The sequence below is a fragment of the Pseudomonas sp. 9_2_1 genome (genome assembly GCF_059295275.1).
Map to the genome: position 1 here is coordinate 3,977,653 of NZ_CM181239.1, position 16,928 is coordinate 3,994,580.

The window sequence follows — 16,928 nt, forward strand, 5'->3', positions numbered from 1 at the left end:
CTGCCCATGCTGTTGCGCCCTGTCGCCCTGCTGCTCGCCAGCGCCCTGCTTGCCCCGGCCGCGCTGGCCGAGGTGCATGAAGTGAAAATGCTCAACCGTGGCAGCAAGGGGGCAATGGTCTATGAGCCGGACCACCTGCACATCGCCCCCGGCGACAGCGTGCGCTTCCTGCCCACCCAGAGCGGCCACAACGCAGCCAGCGTCGCAGGGTTGCTGCCCGCCGGCGCCGAACCGTTCAAGAGCAAGCTGAACCAGCCGTTCGAGCAGACGTTCAGCGTGCCCGGGGTGTACGGCATCCAGTGCATTGCGCACCTGGCGATGGGCATGGTGATGCTGATCCAGGTGGGTGACGCGCCGGCTGCAGAACTGCCCGCCAGCTTGCCGGCACGGGCCAAAACGCGCTTTGCAGCACAACTGCAAAAGCTTGGGGCCGGGCAATGACCCGACTGCTGCTGGCACTGTCGGTGCTGGGCCTTGCCCCCTTCGCCCAGGCCGATTCCGCCCAGTCGCAAAGCAATGGCGTTGTCGAGGATGGCAGCTGGAACATCCTCAACCGCAGCGTGTTCGACCAGCGCGACTTCAAGCATGGCGGGCGCAACAGCGCTGCGCGCAATGCTTACAAACCGCGCAGCGAGCGCAACGGCAAGGCCGAGGAATGGGCCTATGGCTTGATGGGCAGCGTGCAGTCCGGCTTCACCCAAGGGCTGATCGGTGTCGGCGTGGATGCCCATGCCTATCTGGGCGTGCAGCTCGACAGCGGCGGCGGCCGCGCGGGCAAGGCGCGCCTGCTGGGGGTGGACAACGCTGGCCACCCAAAAAACCAGTACAGCCGCGCAGGGGCTGCGCTGAAGCTGCGCTTGTCCAACACCGTACTGTCTTATGGTGAGCAACGGATCAAGACCCCGGTGTTCAGCTCGTCCGACAGCCGCCTGCTGCCCGAGACCGCCACCGGCTTCTTCCTCACCAGCAACGAGGTCGACACCCTCAAGCTGGTGGCCGGGCATTTCAACGAAAGTACCGACCGCAATGCGTCCAGCCACGACCAAGGCTTTGTGGTGAACTATTCCAACGGCCGCCAGGGCAACAGCTTCGACCTGGCGGGCGTAGTCTGGAACCCCGCCCCCGCCTTCAGCGGCAGCCTCTACAGCTCACGCTACGAGGACAGCTGGAACCAGCACTACCTGGGCAGCACGCTCAGCCATGCCCTGGATGATCGCCGCAGTATCAGCCTGGACCTCAACCTGTACCGCACCACCGACACCGGCAAGGCGCTGTCAGGGCGTATCGACAACACCACCTGGAGCCTGGTCTCGCGCTACAACCAAGGGTCGCACGGTTTCAGCCTGGGCTGGCAGCAGGTGCACGGCGATACGCCTTTCGATTACGTGACCCGAGGGGCGATCTTCATTGCCAACGCGGTGCAGATGTCGGACTTCAACGCGCCGAACGAAAAGTCGTGGCAGGCCCGCTATGACCTGAATATGGGCGCCTACGGCGTGCCGGGGCTGAACCTGACGGCGTTGTACGTGCGCGGGTTCGATATCGATGGCAGCCACGTCGACCCTGCGGGCGGTTATGCGTACCTGGGCTACGGCAAGGGTGGCAAGCATTGGGAGCGGGACCTGGAGGCGCGCTATGTGGTGCAGAGTGGCAAAGCCAAGGGCACCACGTTTTCGCTGAGGCATAACGTGCACCGGGGCAATACGGCGCAGGCAGAGCTGGATGGGGACCAGATACGCTTGGCGGTGGAATGGCCGTTGTCGTGGGCGTTCTGACACCCCCGCGTTGCTTGAGTCGGGGCTGATGCGCTGATCCGTGTATTGGCTGGACCGGCCCTTTCGCGGGTAAACCCGCTCCCACAGGGTCCCTGCTAAATCAGTCAGCTATGTGCAGTTCCAGGAGCGGTTTAGCCACGAAGAGGCCAGCGCGGCACTTTGTCATTGTCAGCCCAGGCGCAACTGCATGTGGGTGGTCTGCCAGACCGGGTCCTGCTCCACATCCACCACCGCGAACCCTTGCCGCTGCCAGAACGCGATCGCCCCCGGCAGGAACGGGTGGGTATGCAGGTACAGGCAGTCGACACCCGCCTGCTCCGCTCGCTCGCGCAATGCCGCAAACAACGCCGCGGCCAGGCCATGCCGACGGTAGGCCGGCGAGACGAACAGGCGCACCACCTCGACCACCCGCCGGGCGTGGTAATCGAGCTGGGCAAAGCGGTGGTCATAAGGCAGATAGCCGATCACCGCCACCAGCTGCCCGTCATCACGGGCCTCCAGAAAGCAGCCCGCGCCGTCCAGGTAGGTCTCGGCGAACTGCGCCAGGTCACGCGGCAACGGTGCATTGGCCAGCATCGGGAACAGCTCGCGGCGGGCGCTGTCGACAAACGCCACGACTTCGGCAATGGCGTCGCGCGCCACAGGTTGCAGGGTGCAGTTCGGCATGTGGCTCATGGCAGTGGTCGAAAGGCCAGAGTTCTACCCCAGTGTGCCGCGCAAGGCAAATCACAGGGCTCGTCGTGGCCCGCTGGACATCGGTATAATCGGCAGTCTTCACTGCCCGACCAGGCCACCTCATGCCTCGCTTCCAGACGTTGCTGTTGCCCCTGCTGCTGACTGCCGCCCTTGCCGCCTGCGACCAGAAACCCTCTCGTGAACAACAGATCCTTGCCCAGTTGCCGCTGCAGGATGCCTACACGCACAACATCGAACGCATGGCCGTGCTCCTGCACCGCACCCACCCCCAGTTGCCGCAAGCGACCATCGAGCAAGTGCTGCGCAAGCACCTGACCGTCGAGGACCAGCGCCAGGACCTGTTCCGGCTGTACAGCGAAAAGAACTTCAGCGACGCCGAGTTCGCCACCATCGTGGCCGCCACCCAGGACCCGGCCAAGGCCCGCGCTCTGGAGGACACCGAAGCCGGCAAACGCCTGAGCGAGAAACTCACCGCACTGATGCGCGAAAGCGCCCGCGACGTGAAGGTGCAAGCCCTGGTAGAACAGCGTATGCAGCAGGTGGAAGACGAGCTGAGCGCGCTGCAAAAAGCCGGTTCCTGAGCGCCGCTGCCCACACCACCCACCGCATCGACCGAGGTCAGGATTGCCACACGCCAAGCACGGATTGCGCCTGGATCTACGCACACTCATTCTGGTGCTGTGCGCCTTTACCGCCCTGGTCATGCTGTGCGCCAGCTATTTTGCCAGCTACCGGGTGCAGCGCCAGCTGCTGATCGACCACGCCCTTGAAGCCAACCGGGTGTATGCATCAAAGCTGGCAGCCATCACCGAAACCTTCATCGGCAACGCCTTGCAGCAGCTGTCGTTCAGTGCCGGTGTGCAAAGCCGGCAGCTGGGCGACGGCGCAGCCCTGCAAGGGGAAACCGACCGCGTCCTGGGCCAGAGCATGGCCTTCAACTCAACGTTCGTGATCGATACCAACGGCGTGCTGCTGGCGATTTCACCGGCGCCGCTGCGGCACCTGGTCGGTAGCCGTATGCAGTCGCCCGGCGTGCAGGAGGCGCTGCAGGCGCGCAGCCCGCTGGTTTCCACTCCTTACGTGTCGGCGGCCAGCAACCTGGTGGTGGCGCTGTCGCACCCCATGTTCGACAGCAACGGCCGCTACCTCGGGTACGTTGGCGGCAGCTTGTACCTGCGTGAGCGCAACATTCTCAACAGCCTGCTGGGCGAGCACTTCTACAAGGACGGTTCATACCTGTATGTGGTCGACCGTAACCGGCGGCTGTTGTATCACCCCGACAGTCAGCGGGTGGGCTCGGTGGTGCAAGGCAACGCCCTGATCGACCAATTGACCACACTGGGCAGCGGCACCCGGCAACTGACCAACAGCCAGGGCGTGGAAATGCTCGCCGGTTTCGCCAACGTGCCCAGCGCTGGCTGGGGCGTTGTGGCGCAGCAGCCGTTGGCGCAGACAGTAGCGCCACTGAGCCACCTGATACTCAACGTGGTTGGCACCTCGGCCCCCTTCGCGCTGGTGGGCAGCCTGCTGCTGTGGTGGCTGGCGATGACCATTGCCCGGCCACTCTGGCAACTGGCCGCAGGCGCCCGTTCGATGGACCGCGCTGGCACTGCCGAGCGCCTGCACCGAGTGGCGGCCTGGTACTACGAGGCGGCCGAGCTCAAGCGCGCCTTGCTGTTCGGGCTGAACCTGCTGCAGGAGCGCATCGGCCGGCTCAATCGTGACGCCCAGACCGACCCGCTCACCGGCCTGGGCAACCGTCGCGGCCTGGATTTCAGCCTGTCGCTGCTGGAAGCCGAGGGCCGGGCGTTTGCGGTAATCGCGCTGGACATCGACCATTTCAAGCGGGTCAATGACAGCCATGGCCACGAGGTCGGCGACCAGTTGCTGCGGCGTCTGGCAGAACTGATGCGCCGCTGCTGCCGCGAGGGTGACCTACTGTGCCGCACCGGCGGCGAGGAGTTCCTGATGCTGCTGCCGGGGGCGAGCCTGGAGGCGGCGGCAGCGGTCGCCGAACGGCTGCGGGGGACAGTTCAGGCCACGCCGATGCCGCCGGTAGGCGCGGTGACTGTATCGCTGGGCGTGGCACGCTGGAGCGGCGAAACCGGCGAGCCCGGTGATGCCTTGAGTGATGCCGACCGGGCGCTTTACCAGGCCAAGCAGCAGGGGCGCAACCGGGTAACGGTTACTTGATCCCCTGCCGGCGTTGGGCTGCACAGCAGCCCTGGCAGGTTCACCAGGTTTTCCGTGCGCCCGTCGGCGCCGGGCCAGCTCGGTGATCTGTGGCGTGACCTCGACCGTGGCCCTGGCCTGATAGGCCCGGGCGAAGTCCTTGAAGCCGGAGAAGGTCGAAACTGCCAGGTAATGGCCATAGTCCGGGTACGAGACTGGCCCTGTCTCGATCCGTGCCCGCGCGCCCGGTTGAGCATTGGCGTCGCCTGACGGCAAAGTGATTACATGCCTGTGGATGACTCCGCCAGCTCGGCCAGTACCGCTGCCGAGGTGGTGACCTGGCGGAAGTGATGCTGCCACAGCTCGATGCCCAGCTTGCCCGAGCGGTCCAGCGACGAGCCAACCGTCATGTCGGTGACCAAGGTCGGCATCAGCCCCGCATCGAACAGCGCGAAGCCTGCGGCCAGCACGCAGGTTTCGGTCTGCAGCCCACACACCAGCACCCGCTCCACGCCCAGTTGGCGGATGTACTCGATGGCCTCGGCGCTTTGCCCGTAGCCATGCTTGACGAACACCTGGTCGGCCTCGATCAGGCTCTCGTCTTCGGACGCCGGGTGCCAGCCAAGCTGACGCTCGAACGGGGTGACCTGCTCGTCGTGCAGCTCGACCGAGGCGATGGTGGGAATGTTCGCCGACAACCGTCGCAAGCCATCGACCAGCCATTCCGGCGGGCTGAAGGTGGACTGGACATCGACGATGAGCAAAACCTGGCGCATGGGCGGATTCCGGCACGGGCAAAAGCCGCGGAGTATAGCGCGACGCTGATAACGCAGTCGCCCCGTGAACTAGGGCTCGATACTCCTGGCCAACCCCGAGGCCCATGCAGCGGCCATCTTCGCCCCTACCTCATCGAATTGCGGATGGCTGATGCGGTAATCCGAAAGCTCGCCCATCGCACGGTTCATCCCGGTCGCCACTCTGGCGAGCAACTCGTTGCAGCGTGCTTCGGTGAGGTTGCATGCCGTACGCCCGAACTGTACCAGCCTCTTGCGCTTGGGCCAGGCTTTCGAACCGCCTGCACCGATATACAAGCGGTCACTCTGCCGGATCATGAATCCCCCCGCCCTTCAACTCGTCGAGTGTACGGCGCCCCCGCTTGGGCATTGCAGTCAGTTCGTAGCCCAGTCCCTCGAGGATTGCGGCAACCTTGCGAATACCGACCTCGGGGATCGAATTGTTTTCGATCCCCGAGATGGTAGCGCGGCTCATGCCGTGACGTAGCGCGAGCTGGGCCTGGGAAAGCCCGGCTGCTTTGCGCAGTTTCTTGATCAGAGATCGCAACAGGGCTGACAGGTGCTTGCCACAAGGTATGCAGCGCCTGTCAGCCCTGATGCGCTCCCGCCCGGGAAGGGCTGCAAAGCAGCCCCCCCGCCACCCACCTCACCCCGCCAGGATGAAGTCCGCCACCGTCACCGTGGTCGCATCCGCCACCCCCACCAGGCGAATGGAGTCGGCAGCGCCGATGCTGACCAGCGTATCCGCGCCGACATCGGCGATGGTGACGCTGGCGGCAAAGGTTGCCGCAGTGATATTGAGGCCAGTGATATCCAGCCGGTCCTGGCCGCCCGCCGCAATGGCATCGAAGCTGATGATCAGGTCGTTGCCAAAACCGGCAGCGAACTGGAACACATCGTTGCCGTCAGTGGCGATCATGGTGTCGTTGCCGGCACCCCCCACGACCGTATCGTTACCCGCCGCACCGTTGAGGAAGTCGTTGCCGGCGCCCCCCAGCAAGGTGTCGTTGCCAACGTCACCAAACAGCGTGTCGTTGCCATCGCCCCCCTGCAGCAGATCGACGCCGTTGCCGCCGTCGAGGCTGTCATCGCCCGCCCCGCCGAGCAAGGTGTCGTTGCCGGTATCGCCCAGCAGCGTGTCGTTGCCGTCACCGCCGTCGAGGCTGTCGTCACCGCCACCACCGTTCAGGCGGTCCGCACCCAGGCCGCCGAACAGCTGGTCGTTGCCGGCGTCGCCATTGAGGGTGTCGTTGCCGGCATTGCCGTTGAGGATGTCGTTGCCGCCGTCCCCCCCAAGCGTGTCATTGCCTGCCGCGCCGTTGATGATGTTGGCCAGGCCGTTGCCGATAGCGGTGAAGTTGCCCACCCCGGTATACGTCAGGTTCTCGACGTTGGCAGCCAGGGTGTAGCTGGCCAGTGTGGTACGCACCAGATCGGTACCGGCCCCGGTGGCCTCCACCACCACGTCCCCGGCGTCATCCACCGTGTAGGTGTCATTACCCACGCCACCCACCAGCCGGTCGGCCCCCGCACCGCCGTTGAGCACGTCGTTGCCGGCGCCACCGGTCAGGGTGTTGGCCAGCGCGTTACCGGTACCGGTGAAGGCGCTGCTGCCGGTGTAGGTCAGGTTTTCGACGTTGGCACCCAGGGTGTAGCTGGCCAGGCTGGTCTGCACCAGGTCAGTGCCGCCATTGAGTGCCTCGATGACCGTGTCACCGGTGTTGTCGACCACGAAGGTGTCGTTGCCGGCGCCCCCGTTCATGGCGTCGGCACCCAGCCCGCCGTTGAGTGTGTCGTTGCCGTCCTCGCCATTGAGGATGTCGTTGTCGTCACCGCCGTTGAGGATGTCATTGCCGACACCCCCGAACAGCTGGTCGACGCCGCCCAGGCCATTGAGCGTGTCATTGCCGCCCAGGCCCGAGATCACATCGTCGCCCACCGTACCGGTCAGGGTGTTGGCGGCGTTGGTGCCGGTCAGTACCACGCCCGGCGGAACCACCACGGCTGCTGTCGCCGCCGAGGTCAGCGACTCCAGCGTGCCAAAGCCATCGGTGTAGCGCACGACCACCCGCAGTTGCTGGTTGCCTTGGGCAACGCCCGGGGTGAAGGTCGCCGCGGTTGCACCGACGATATTGCTGAAGGTGCCGCCCGTGCCCTGTTGCCACTGGAAGCTGAAGGCGCCTAGCCCATCCACGTCGGCTATGCCGGCTGTAAGCGCGGTCAGCGTCTGGCCCCGGTCTGGCGTGGTGTCGCTGATCAGCACGGCACCGGTGGGTGCATCGTTGACGTTGGCCACCGGGTCCAGGATGTCGGAGGCGACGCTTTCGTGTACGCCAAAGTCATCCACGTAGCTGACCACCACGCGCATGTTCTGCCCTACTTGCGCCTGGGTCAGGACAAAGGTGCTGCCGATGGCCCCGGCGATGTTGACCCAGCCAACCCCCCGGTTGGACTGCCACTGGAAACTGAACTGCGGGTTGCCCAGGCCGTCGGCATCGACGATGGTCGCGGGGTTGGCGGTAAGCGTCTGGTTCTGCACCAGCAGCCCGGTCACGGCCGGCCCGGCACTTGGCGCGCTGTTTGGCGACGAATCGACGATTTCCAGCGTGCCCTTGGCGTCCTGGTACACCGCGCGAACGCGGATGCTCAGCCCGGCCACATCATCGGTAACCCGGTAGGTGCTGCCGATGGCCCGCGACACTTCACCTGCGGCAACGAAGGTGATGTCTTCATACACCCCGGAACCCGGCAGTTGCTCGACCTGCCAGTAATAGGCTACCGGGCCGGTGACCGCACCGCTGGGGTTGGCCGCGCTGGCGTTGTCCGCGTCATGCACTGCCAACGGGGTCACCCGCAGCAGCTGGCCGCTGACCGGGGTGTCGTCCCGCACGCCGGTGGTATCGTCGAGGATCACCAGGTGCCCCGTGGGCCCCGCGTTGACGGCGGTACCCACACCAGAGGCCTGGGCGCGGTCAGAGAACTGCAGGCGCTCGATACCGGTCAGGTGGTCGACACCATCACGCCCGGCCACCAGGTCGGTGACGATCACCGAATTGCCATCGACCACCACGCTATAGTCGGTGGCAACCCCCGAGAACAGCGCCGTGTCATAGCTGTCGGTGCCGCTCAGGATTTCCCGGACAATCACCAGCTGGCCCGGGTTGTAGGTGCCGTTGAGCATCAGTGGCACCATCGGCTCCATGCTGTCGAAGCTGGCGATTTCCGGGCCGCTGCCATCGTGGTTGGCGCGTACGCTAATGCGTACGTTCAACCATTTGTCGCCGTCGAGGATATCGTCGCCACCACGCCCTTCGATCAGGTCGCTGCCGCTGCCGCCAAGGATGATGTTGCCGCCGTCGTAGAACGTCGCCCCGGCTGCCAGCAGGCTGGACAGGCCGTTGATCAGGCTGATGTTGGTGAGCACGCTGCCGGTGGCGCCAGCCGTCGGCAGGCTGGTGGCATCTTCGTTGTCACCGCGCAGGAAATCGCCATGCGCCGACCCCGACAGGCCCTCCATGATGTCGAATCGCGCCAGCGTCGAGGCGCCCGAACCCGGTACCGGCGGTACATCGAAGAAGCGGTCGCTCATGTCGATGGACACGCCCTGGGCCAGGCCCTTGAAGGTTGCCCAGTCATAGCCCGAGCCACCGATGTAGCGGTCGCCGAAGCCCAGGCTGCCGACCATGATGTCGTCGCCGCCTTCACCGTTGAACTTGTCGTTCTCGTTACCGCCGATGAACACGTCGTTGCCGATGACCGGGTCGTTGCCCAGCGGGTCGAAGTTGTCACCAGGCGCACCGTCCGAGGTGCCCTTTTCGATCCAGTCGTCGCCCTCGTTACCCATGTCCTGTTCGTTGGCCTTGCTGCCGAGGATAAAGTCGTTGCCCTGGCCACCAATGGCTTCGGAGGCATCTTCCCCGGTCACGATGAAGTCGTTGCCGAAGCCGCCGATGATCAGGTTGACGCCATTACCGCCGTGCAGCACATCGTTGCCGTCGCCGCCCTGGATGTTGTCGTCACCACCCATGTCGCTGATGATGTCGTCGCCGGCCCCACCGCGCAGCTGGTCGTTGCCGTCGCCGCCTTCGATGCGGTCGTTGCCGGCATCGCCCCACACCGTGTCGTCACCCTCGCTGGAGACCAGGATGTCATCACCGTTGGTACCGCCCAGCACGATGTGCTCGCCACCGGCATAGCGGATGTAGTTGGTGTCCGGGCCAGCCGTCAGCGGGCTGTCGCGGAACACCACCTGCTGGCCGTTTTCGCCCAGCGGGTCGGCGTTGCCCAGGCCATCGTTGTACTGCTTGCTCTGGTCCAGCTCCAGATAGAAGCCCGGGTCGGAGAACACCAGGCCCGGCAAGTGGGTGGCCGAGGTGTTGGCCATGATCAGCTTGGCGAACGAGTTGCTTTCCAGCTCGGCGTTCATCGACAGCCCGGCGGTACGCTCCAGGTAGTAGAAGCGGTCGCCGTCCTGCAGTTTCTCCATCTGGTTTTCGAACACGAAGTTGAAGGTACTGCCGAGCATGCCGCCGAACGGGGTCTTCTCTTCGGCCAGGCCGCCGATCCACAGGTCGATGGCGTCGACGCCGGTGAGGGTGACCCCCTTCAGGTCATCCGCGGTGTTTGCCAAGCCATCCTTGCCGACCAGGGTCACGTTGGCCCAGGCACCGCTGCCGTTGAGGAAGTCCATGCGGTCGGCCGGCGCGCCATTGCCGCCGAACACCAGGGCCATGGCCGCCGCGCGTTTTTCCAGCAGCGTGGTAGCGCCGGTGATGGTGCTGTGGGTGCCGTAGGCGGCGATGAAGTTGATCAGCGACTCTGGATGCTTCAGGTGCTGCACCAGGTCGACCCAGCTGGTGTACGGCTTGAGCTGGGTATCGCCGGTTTGCCCGTAGATGTCCCGACGCAGGGCGTTCAGCGAAGGGATGCCCACGTCGCGGCCACGGGCGATGTTGATCGCCGGCAGGTCCAGCGGCAGGCCCAACAGGTTATTGCGCAGCGCCTCGGTGACGAACTCGTCGATTTCGTTACCGCCCTGACGGGTGACCCCGCGCACGATGGCGCTGGTGGCATCCTCGGGGGTGACGCCACTGGCGGCATACGCCAGCGGGTTGAGGAACGCAGCAATCAACCCCAGTTGCTGGTCGGGGTTGGCGCTGGCCGGGTCCTTGATGACGTTGAAGTCGATGTCGAAGCGGTCGACGGTTTCGGTCAGCATCGAGTGGCCGAAGCGGTACACGGTGTGGGCGAACTCGGCCACGATCGACGCATCGAGGTCGACGTCATAGACCTGGGTTGGCGCGAAGAACAGGTCGACCCGCGGCTGTACGGTACGGGCGAATTCCTCGAACACCAGGTGCTGGTACTGCATCTCGGTGCCGAACTTGGCCGCCTGGAACAGGCGCTCGCCGTTCCACACCAGTGCATCGATCTCGGGTTGGGTGACCGGCAATGCACTCACCGGGTTGAGCAGCCACTCGTTGAGGAAGACCAGGTCGTGCGCGTCCAGCACCGTGTCCTTGGTCTGCGCCACCAGCCGGTTGTGCTCGGCATGGAAGATCGCATGCACGGCGGTCAGGCCGATGTTCTCGTTGACCCGGCCATCGCCGGCAATGTAGTGCGCATCCAGCAGTTCGTTGTCGTAGGCCAGGTTGGCACCGGTCTGCGGGTTGACGGCTACGGCGTTGCCGGCGACGTTGTCGGCATCCGGCGCCAACACCCCGGCGCTGAACACCGGCACGGCATTGTGGGCGATGTCGGCGAGGAACTGGTGGCCGGTGCGCACGGCGTTGGTCAGGCTGATCGGCGCCAGCGGGTTGCCTTCCACCTGCTGGTCATCGGCCGTACCGGCAATACCGTCCAGGCCTTTCATCACCACCATCGGGTAGCCATGCGGGCCTTTGATGAAGTTGCCATAGGCATCGGTTGCCAGCAGCGGCACGTTGTCGACGTCGGCATCGGTCAGATTGATGCCGAGCAGGTCGCGGGCCTGGGCCTTGACCACTTTCCAGGTGGCCATGCCGCCGATTTCGTGATCGTCGCCGGTGCCGAACTTGCCATCGGCGCCCAGGTCGCGGTTGGTGATCAGCCGGCCCGTGGCGACCGGACCATCGGCAGTCATCATGTACGCGCGCAGGAACACCTGGTGCGAGGGGTGCGAGCTGTAGGTCTGGTTCTGGTCCACGAACGGTGTGGTGGTGTTGCTGTGCTCGTGAATGTCGTCGGCGTTGCCCAGGATGCCATCCGGCCCAGGCAGGTTGGTGGCGCGGGTCACCACCATGAAGTTGGTGAAGCCGCCCGGCACATACAGCGGGTCGTCCGCTTGCAGCGGGATGTAGATAGTGCCCGAGCCGCCCTTGGTGACCAGGTCCAGCCCGTGGTCGAAAAACTGCCCGAAGAAGGTCATCCAGGCGTTGAACGGCGCCGACAAGCCGGCATCGGCAGCGGTGTTTTCGAACAGGTACACGTCGTGGTCGTCGCCGGTGCCGAACTGGCCGTCCAGGCCCGGGCTGGCAACCACGCGCACGCCGTCCTTGAGCACATCGTCGTTGCCCGGCGTGCCGAAGTTGAGCACGCCATCCGCGCCAGGGTCGTAGGCAGTGGCGTAGGCGGCCGGGTTGTTGGAGGTCTGGTCGACGATCAGGTTGCTGATGGTGCGCGGCTGCGAGTCGAACACTGCACCACTGGTCTGCTGGTACGACGAACCCGGTATGGCGGGCGAGCCTGGGCCGAAGAAGCCGGCGGGTGCACCCTCGGCCGGGTTGAATACCGGGTCGCTCAGGCGCGGGAATACAGCGTCGGCAGCACCGTACTGGGTGTGGTTGTTGCCGTTGAGGTTCATCAGGTTGTTGTTCGAGCCATCCACCGCCCGCAGGCCCAGCGGCGCGCGGATGTTGGGGATCAGCGAGAGGATGTCCTGCCCATGGGCATCGGCTTCGGCGATCTTGATCTGCTCAAGAATGAAGTTGAGGTCGGAGCGCACCATGTGCAGGCCGGCGCCACCGTCAGCCGCGTCCACCACCGGCGTGGCCGGCGTCGGCAGCACAGGCGCACCGGGCTGGACCACGCCGGTGGGCTGGGAGAACAGCACTTCGGTGGTGCCATGGGCGTCCTGGTAGATCGCCTTGACCCGCAGGCTCAGCCCCGCCAGGTCCGGCGACACCTTGAACGCGGTGCCATCGGCGCTCTGGAACGCCAGGTCACCGGCTGGCAGCAGGATGATGTCTTCGAACACACCGCTGCCAGTGTCGGCTTCGAACTGCCAGTAGTACGACACCGAACTGTTGGCCAGCGTGCCGAGCGGGTTGCCTGCAGCAATGTTGTCGGCATCACGCACACCTGCCACGCTCACTGTCAGCATGTCGCCCACGGTGATCGCGCCGCCGTTGCCATCGGTGACCGTGGGGCTGCCGGTAGCCTGCGCGTTCAGCCCGGTCACCAGCACGCGCTGGCTGTCGGCAAACTGCAGGCGTTCGACATGCAGCAGGGTATCGATGCCGTCACGGCCGGCCACGGTATCGGTCACCGTCCAGACGTCATCGGAAACGTCGAGCGTACCCTTGGTGTTCTGGGTCACCACGTACTCGCTCTGCACACCCGAGAACACCGCCGTGTCGAACGCAGCCCCGCCCGTCGAGGTGCCGGGCAGGATTTCGCGTACTGCCTTGAGCTGCCCAGGGTTGTAGGTGCGGTCAAGCATGAACGGGATCATGTCGACCATGCTGTCGAAACTGGCGATCTCGGGGCCGCTGTGGTTGACGTCGCCTGCGGCATACACCGCGATGCGCACGTTGATCCACTTGTCACCGTCGATCAGGTCATCGCCGCCACGGCCTTCGATCAGGTCGCTGCCATTGCCGCCGAGCAGGATGTTGCCGGTGGCAAAGCCGGTGGTGGGCAGCCCGGCATCGCTGAGGAACTGCTGCAGGCCGCGTATCAGCGCGACGTTGGTCAGCGCACTGCCGGTGGCACCGCCGTGGTTGAGGATGGTCACGGCATCGACGTCATCGCCCTTGAGCACGTCGGCGAATTTCGAGCCTGATACGCCCTCGACTTCGGCGAAGCGGTCAAGGATGGAAGCCGGCGAGGCGCCGACCGGGTTGAACACACCGGCGTTCTGGTTGGGTGCGTTGCCATGGGGCTGCGCAAGGGCGGCCAGGCTCAGGTCGACGGTGACGCCAACCTGGTCATTCTTGTAGGTCACCCAGTCGAACCCGGACATGCCGTCCATCTTGTCCTGGGCATCACTGCCGACAAAGATGTCGTCGCCCCCTTCGCCGATCATTTCGTCAAAGCCGCCGCCACCGACGAAGATGTCGTTGCCGACCACTTCGTCACCCAGCAGCGGCGCGAAGTTGTCGCCAGGCGCACCGTCCTGGGTGCCCTTCTCGATCCAGTCGTCGCCCTCGTTGCCGGTAGGTGGCAGGTTGGTCTTGGCGCCAAGGATGAAGTCGTCGCCCTGGCCGCCGAAGGTGGTGCTGATGTCCTCGGTGGTGATGATGAAGTCCTGGCCGTCACCGCCGAGAATCAGGTTGCCGGCAACCCCCATGCTACCGGCGACGATCACGTCGTTGCCGGCATTGCCTTCCAGGCGGTTGTCGCCAAACGAATCGGTGATGATGTCGTCGCCCGCGCCACCCAGCACCGCGTCGTTGCCAGCGCCGCCTTCCAGCACATCGTCGCCTGCATCACCATAGACGGTATCGTCACCGTCACCGGAGATGATGATGTCGTTGCCGGAAGTACCGCCGAGCACCACGTGGTCTTCACCGGTGTAGTGCAGGTAGTTGCTGTCTGGCCCGACGGTATCGGGGTTGTCGCGAATCACCAGCGGGACGATCTCTACCCCGTTGATCTCGATGCCGCCAGTCGGGTCGGCCCTGCCGTCCGTACCCAGCCCGGTGAACTGGTTGGCCTGGTTCACCTCAAGGGTAAAGGTCGGCGTGAGGAACACGGTGTTGGACAGGTGGGTGACGTCGGAGTTGAGCATGATCAGCTTGGCGAAGGAGTTGTTTTCCAGCTCCGTGCCGAAGTTCATGCCCGCCGTGCGTGACAGGTAGTAGAAACGGTCGCCGTTCTGCAGCGCTTCCAGCTGGGTTTCGAAGACGAAGTTGAAGCTGGAGCCGAGCATGCCGCCGAACGGCATTTTCTTCTCGGCCAGGCCGCCGACCCAGAAGTCGATGGCATCGACGCCCGTTACGGTAACCCCGCTGATGTCGTCGGCCGTGCCGGCGATGCCGTCCTTGCCCGCCAGCGTCACGTTGGCGTAGGCGCCGGTGCCGTTGAGGAAGTCCAGGCGGTCAGCCGGTGCACCGCTGCCGCCAAGCACAAGGGCCACTGCGGCGGCGCGCTTGGCCGCTTCGGTGGTAGCCCCGGTAATGCTGCTGTGGGTGCCGTAGGCGGCAATGAAGTTGATCAGCGACGCCGGGTGCTTGAGGTGGTCGGCAAAGTCGGCCCAGCTGATGTAGGCCTTCAGCTGGCTGTCGCCGGTGGCGGCGTAGAACTCGCGGCGCGCCTCGTTCAGGCTGGGGATGCCGGTGTCGCGGCCACGGGCGATGTTCAGTGCGGGCAGGTCCAGCGGCAGGCCGAGCAGGTTATTGCGCAACGCCTCGGTGACGAACTCGTCGATCTCGTTGCCCAGCTGGCGAGTGACGCCACGGATGATCGCCCCCGCCGCTTCGTCGGCGGTGGCACCGCTGCCGGCGAACGCCAGGGGGTTGAGGAAGGCGGCGATCAGGCCCAGTTGCTGGTCGGGATTGTTCGGGTCGCCCGATACCGGGTTGAACGCCGGGTCGAAGCGGTCGACGGTTTCGGTCAGCATCGAGTGGCCGAAGCGGTACACCACATGGGCGAACTCGGCCAGGATCGCCGGGTTGATCGACGTGTCGTAGCCGTTGGGGGCGAGGAATGCGTCGATCTGCGGCTGGATGGTGCGGGCGAACTCTTCGAACACCAAATGCTGGTACTGCATTTCGGTGCCGAACTTGGCAGCCTGGAACAGCCGCTCGCCGTCCCATACCAAGGCGGCGATGCCGGCGGGCGTGGTGGGGATGGCGGTGACATCGTCGATCAGCCATTCGTTGAGAAATGCCAGGTCGCCTGCGGCCAGCAGGGTGTCCTTGGTCTGCTGCACCAGGCGGTTGTGTTCGGAGTGGAACACGTGGTGAACGGCAGTAAGGCCGATGTTCTCGTTGACCCGGCCGTCACCGGCAATGTAGTGGGCATCGAGCAGCTCGTTGTCGTAGGTCAGGTTGTTGCCGCCCTGCCCCACAGGCTGCGCATTGCCGACCAGGGTATCGGCGTCGGCCTGCAACACCCCACCCACCACCACCGGCTCGGCGTTGTGCGCAATGTCGTCGAGGAAGGCATGCCCGGTGCGCACGGCATTGGCCAGGCTGATGGGCGCGGCACGGTCGCCTTCGACCAGCGTGGTGACGTCGTCAGCGGTGCCGGCAATGCCGTCGGCGCCATTGTTCACGCGCATCACCACCTGCGGCATGCCGTTGGGGCCACGCAGGAAGTTGCCATACGCATCGGTGGCCAGAAGCGGCACGCTGTGCACATCGGCGTCGGTCAGGTTGATGCCGAGCAGGTCGCGGGCCTGGGCCTTGACCACTGCCCAGGTGGCCATGCCGCCGCCTTCGCCATTGCCGTCGTCGCTGGTGCCGAACTTGCCATCGGCGCCCAGGTCGCGGTTGGTGATCAGCCGCCCGGTGGTTACCGGGTCGCCTGCGGCGTCGAGCATGTACTCACGCAGGAACACCTGGTGCGAGGGGTGCGAGCTGTAGGTCTGGCTCTGGTCGACAAACGGCGAGGTGGTGTTGGGCTGGCCATCGTCGGCGGTACCCACCACACCATCGGCGCCGGCAGTGCGTACGGCGCGCGACAGCACCATGAAGTTGGTCGGGCTGTTGGCGTTGTACAACGGATCGTCCGGGCGCAACGGGATGAACACGATGTCGCTGCTGCTCTTGGTGACCAGGTCCAGGCCATGGTCGAAGAACTGGCCGAAGAAGGTCATCCAGGCGTTGAAGCCGGCGGTAAGGCCGGCATCTGCCGAGACGTTGGGGATGAAGAACACCGGTTTGTCGTCAGCCGTGCCGAACACCCCGTCGATGCCGGGGCTCATCACCGGGGCGGCGCCACCGTTGGCCTCTACCGCAGCCGGGTTGTTGGCTGTCTGGTCGACGATCAGGTTGCTGATGGTGCGCGGTTGCGCATCGACGACCGTGCCGGTGCCTGCATAGCTGGCACGGTACGAGGCGTCGAGCAGGCGCAGGAACGCGTTGTCGGCTGCGCCGAACTCGCTCTGCCCGGCGACCAGGTTGTTGTAGCTGCCATCGACGGTGCGCAGGCCGAACGGCACCTGGCCGTTGGGCAGCAGGTCGATCAGGCTGGCGCCGGCAGCGTGAGCTTCGGCGATGAAAATCTGCTTGAGGATGAACTCCAGGTCCGACTTGCTGAAATTGGCCATTGCAATTGCCCTCGATCA

8 protein-coding genes and 1 pseudogene are annotated in these 16,928 nt (G+C 65.1%); 4 read left to right on the forward strand and 5 right to left on the reverse strand.

Going from position 1 to position 16,928, the window contains the following annotated elements:
• Positions 1 to 6: 6 nt before the first annotated feature.
• Both AC5O5I_RS18030 and AC5O5I_RS18035 read left to right on the forward strand, forming a co-directional pair.
• Positions 7 to 441 carry a pseudoazurin gene (locus tag AC5O5I_RS18030; RefSeq protein WP_494511258.1) on the forward strand — a complete coding sequence of 145 codons (435 nt, stop codon included), beginning with the start codon at positions 7 to 9 and terminating at the stop codon, positions 439 to 441.
• Positions 438 to 1,775, forward strand: a complete 1,338-nt coding sequence (locus AC5O5I_RS18035) for an OprD family porin (protein ID WP_494511259.1) — start codon at positions 438 to 440, stop codon at positions 1,773 to 1,775. The genes AC5O5I_RS18030 and AC5O5I_RS18035 overlap by 4 nt, the downstream gene beginning before the upstream one ends.
• A 168-nt stretch (positions 1,776 to 1,943) precedes the next feature.
• On the opposite strand, the gene AC5O5I_RS18040 is transcribed toward AC5O5I_RS18035, so the two are convergent.
• Complete coding sequence (locus AC5O5I_RS18040) at positions 1,944 to 2,441, reverse strand: GNAT family N-acetyltransferase (RefSeq protein ID WP_172220334.1); 498 nt, start codon at positions 2,439 to 2,441, stop codon at positions 1,944 to 1,946.
• Positions 2,442 to 2,572: 131 nt separating this feature from the next.
• Between AC5O5I_RS18040 and AC5O5I_RS18045 the strand changes: the two genes are divergently transcribed.
• Together AC5O5I_RS18045 and AC5O5I_RS18050 are read left to right on the forward strand one after the other, a co-directional pair.
• Entirely contained in the window at positions 2,573 to 3,052 is a 480-nt protein-coding gene (locus AC5O5I_RS18045) for a hypothetical protein (protein ID WP_494511260.1), read from the forward strand.
• A gap of 43 nt (positions 3,053 to 3,095) precedes the next feature.
• On the forward strand, positions 3,096 to 4,664 hold the full coding sequence (locus AC5O5I_RS18050; protein ID WP_494511261.1) for a sensor domain-containing diguanylate cyclase: 1,569 nt from the start codon (positions 3,096 to 3,098) through the stop codon (positions 4,662 to 4,664).
• Between the two features lie 260 nt (positions 4,665 to 4,924).
• Here the strand turns inward: AC5O5I_RS18050 and AC5O5I_RS18055 are convergent, their stop codons facing one another.
• From AC5O5I_RS18055 to AC5O5I_RS18070, 4 genes and pseudogenes are all read right to left on the reverse strand, one after another.
• A complete protein-coding gene (locus tag AC5O5I_RS18055; protein ID WP_494511262.1) occupies positions 4,925 to 5,419 on the reverse strand; it encodes an isochorismatase family protein in 495 nt (164 codons plus the stop codon).
• Between the two features lie 69 nt (positions 5,420 to 5,488).
• Positions 5,489 to 5,719: pseudogene (locus AC5O5I_RS18060) on the reverse strand (type II toxin-antitoxin system HipA family toxin); the annotation flags it as partial.
• Positions 5,720 to 5,738: 19 nt separating this feature from the next.
• Positions 5,739 to 5,987, reverse strand: a complete 249-nt coding sequence (locus tag AC5O5I_RS18065; protein ID WP_494512773.1) for a helix-turn-helix transcriptional regulator — start codon at positions 5,985 to 5,987, stop codon at positions 5,739 to 5,741.
• Positions 5,988 to 6,083: 96 nt separating this feature from the next.
• Positions 6,084 to 16,910: a peroxidase family protein gene (locus AC5O5I_RS18070; RefSeq protein ID WP_494511263.1), complete on the reverse strand. Its 10,827-nt coding sequence runs from the start codon at positions 16,908 to 16,910 to the stop codon at positions 6,084 to 6,086.
• Positions 16,911 to 16,928: the final 18 nt, after the last annotated feature.

What these genes read in the sequence shown, in the direction of transcription:
- AC5O5I_RS18035 (WP_494511259.1), top strand. Translation starts at nt 438, where the DNA reads ATGACCCGACTGCTGCTGGCACTGTCGGTGCTGGGCCTTGCCCCCTTC.
- AC5O5I_RS18070 (WP_494511263.1), bottom strand. Translation starts at nt 16,910, where the DNA reads ATGGCCAATTTCAGCAAGTCGGACCTGGAGTTCATCCTCAAGCAGATT.
- AC5O5I_RS18030 (WP_494511258.1), top strand. Translation starts at nt 7, where the DNA reads ATGCTGTTGCGCCCTGTCGCCCTGCTGCTCGCCAGCGCCCTGCTTGCC.
- AC5O5I_RS18055 (WP_494511262.1), bottom strand. Translation starts at nt 5,419, where the DNA reads ATGCGCCAGGTTTTGCTCATCGTCGATGTCCAGTCCACCTTCAGCCCG.
- AC5O5I_RS18040 (WP_172220334.1), bottom strand. Translation starts at nt 2,441, where the DNA reads ATGCCGAACTGCACCCTGCAACCTGTGGCGCGCGACGCCATTGCCGAA.
- AC5O5I_RS18045 (WP_494511260.1), top strand. Translation starts at nt 2,573, where the DNA reads ATGCCTCGCTTCCAGACGTTGCTGTTGCCCCTGCTGCTGACTGCCGCC.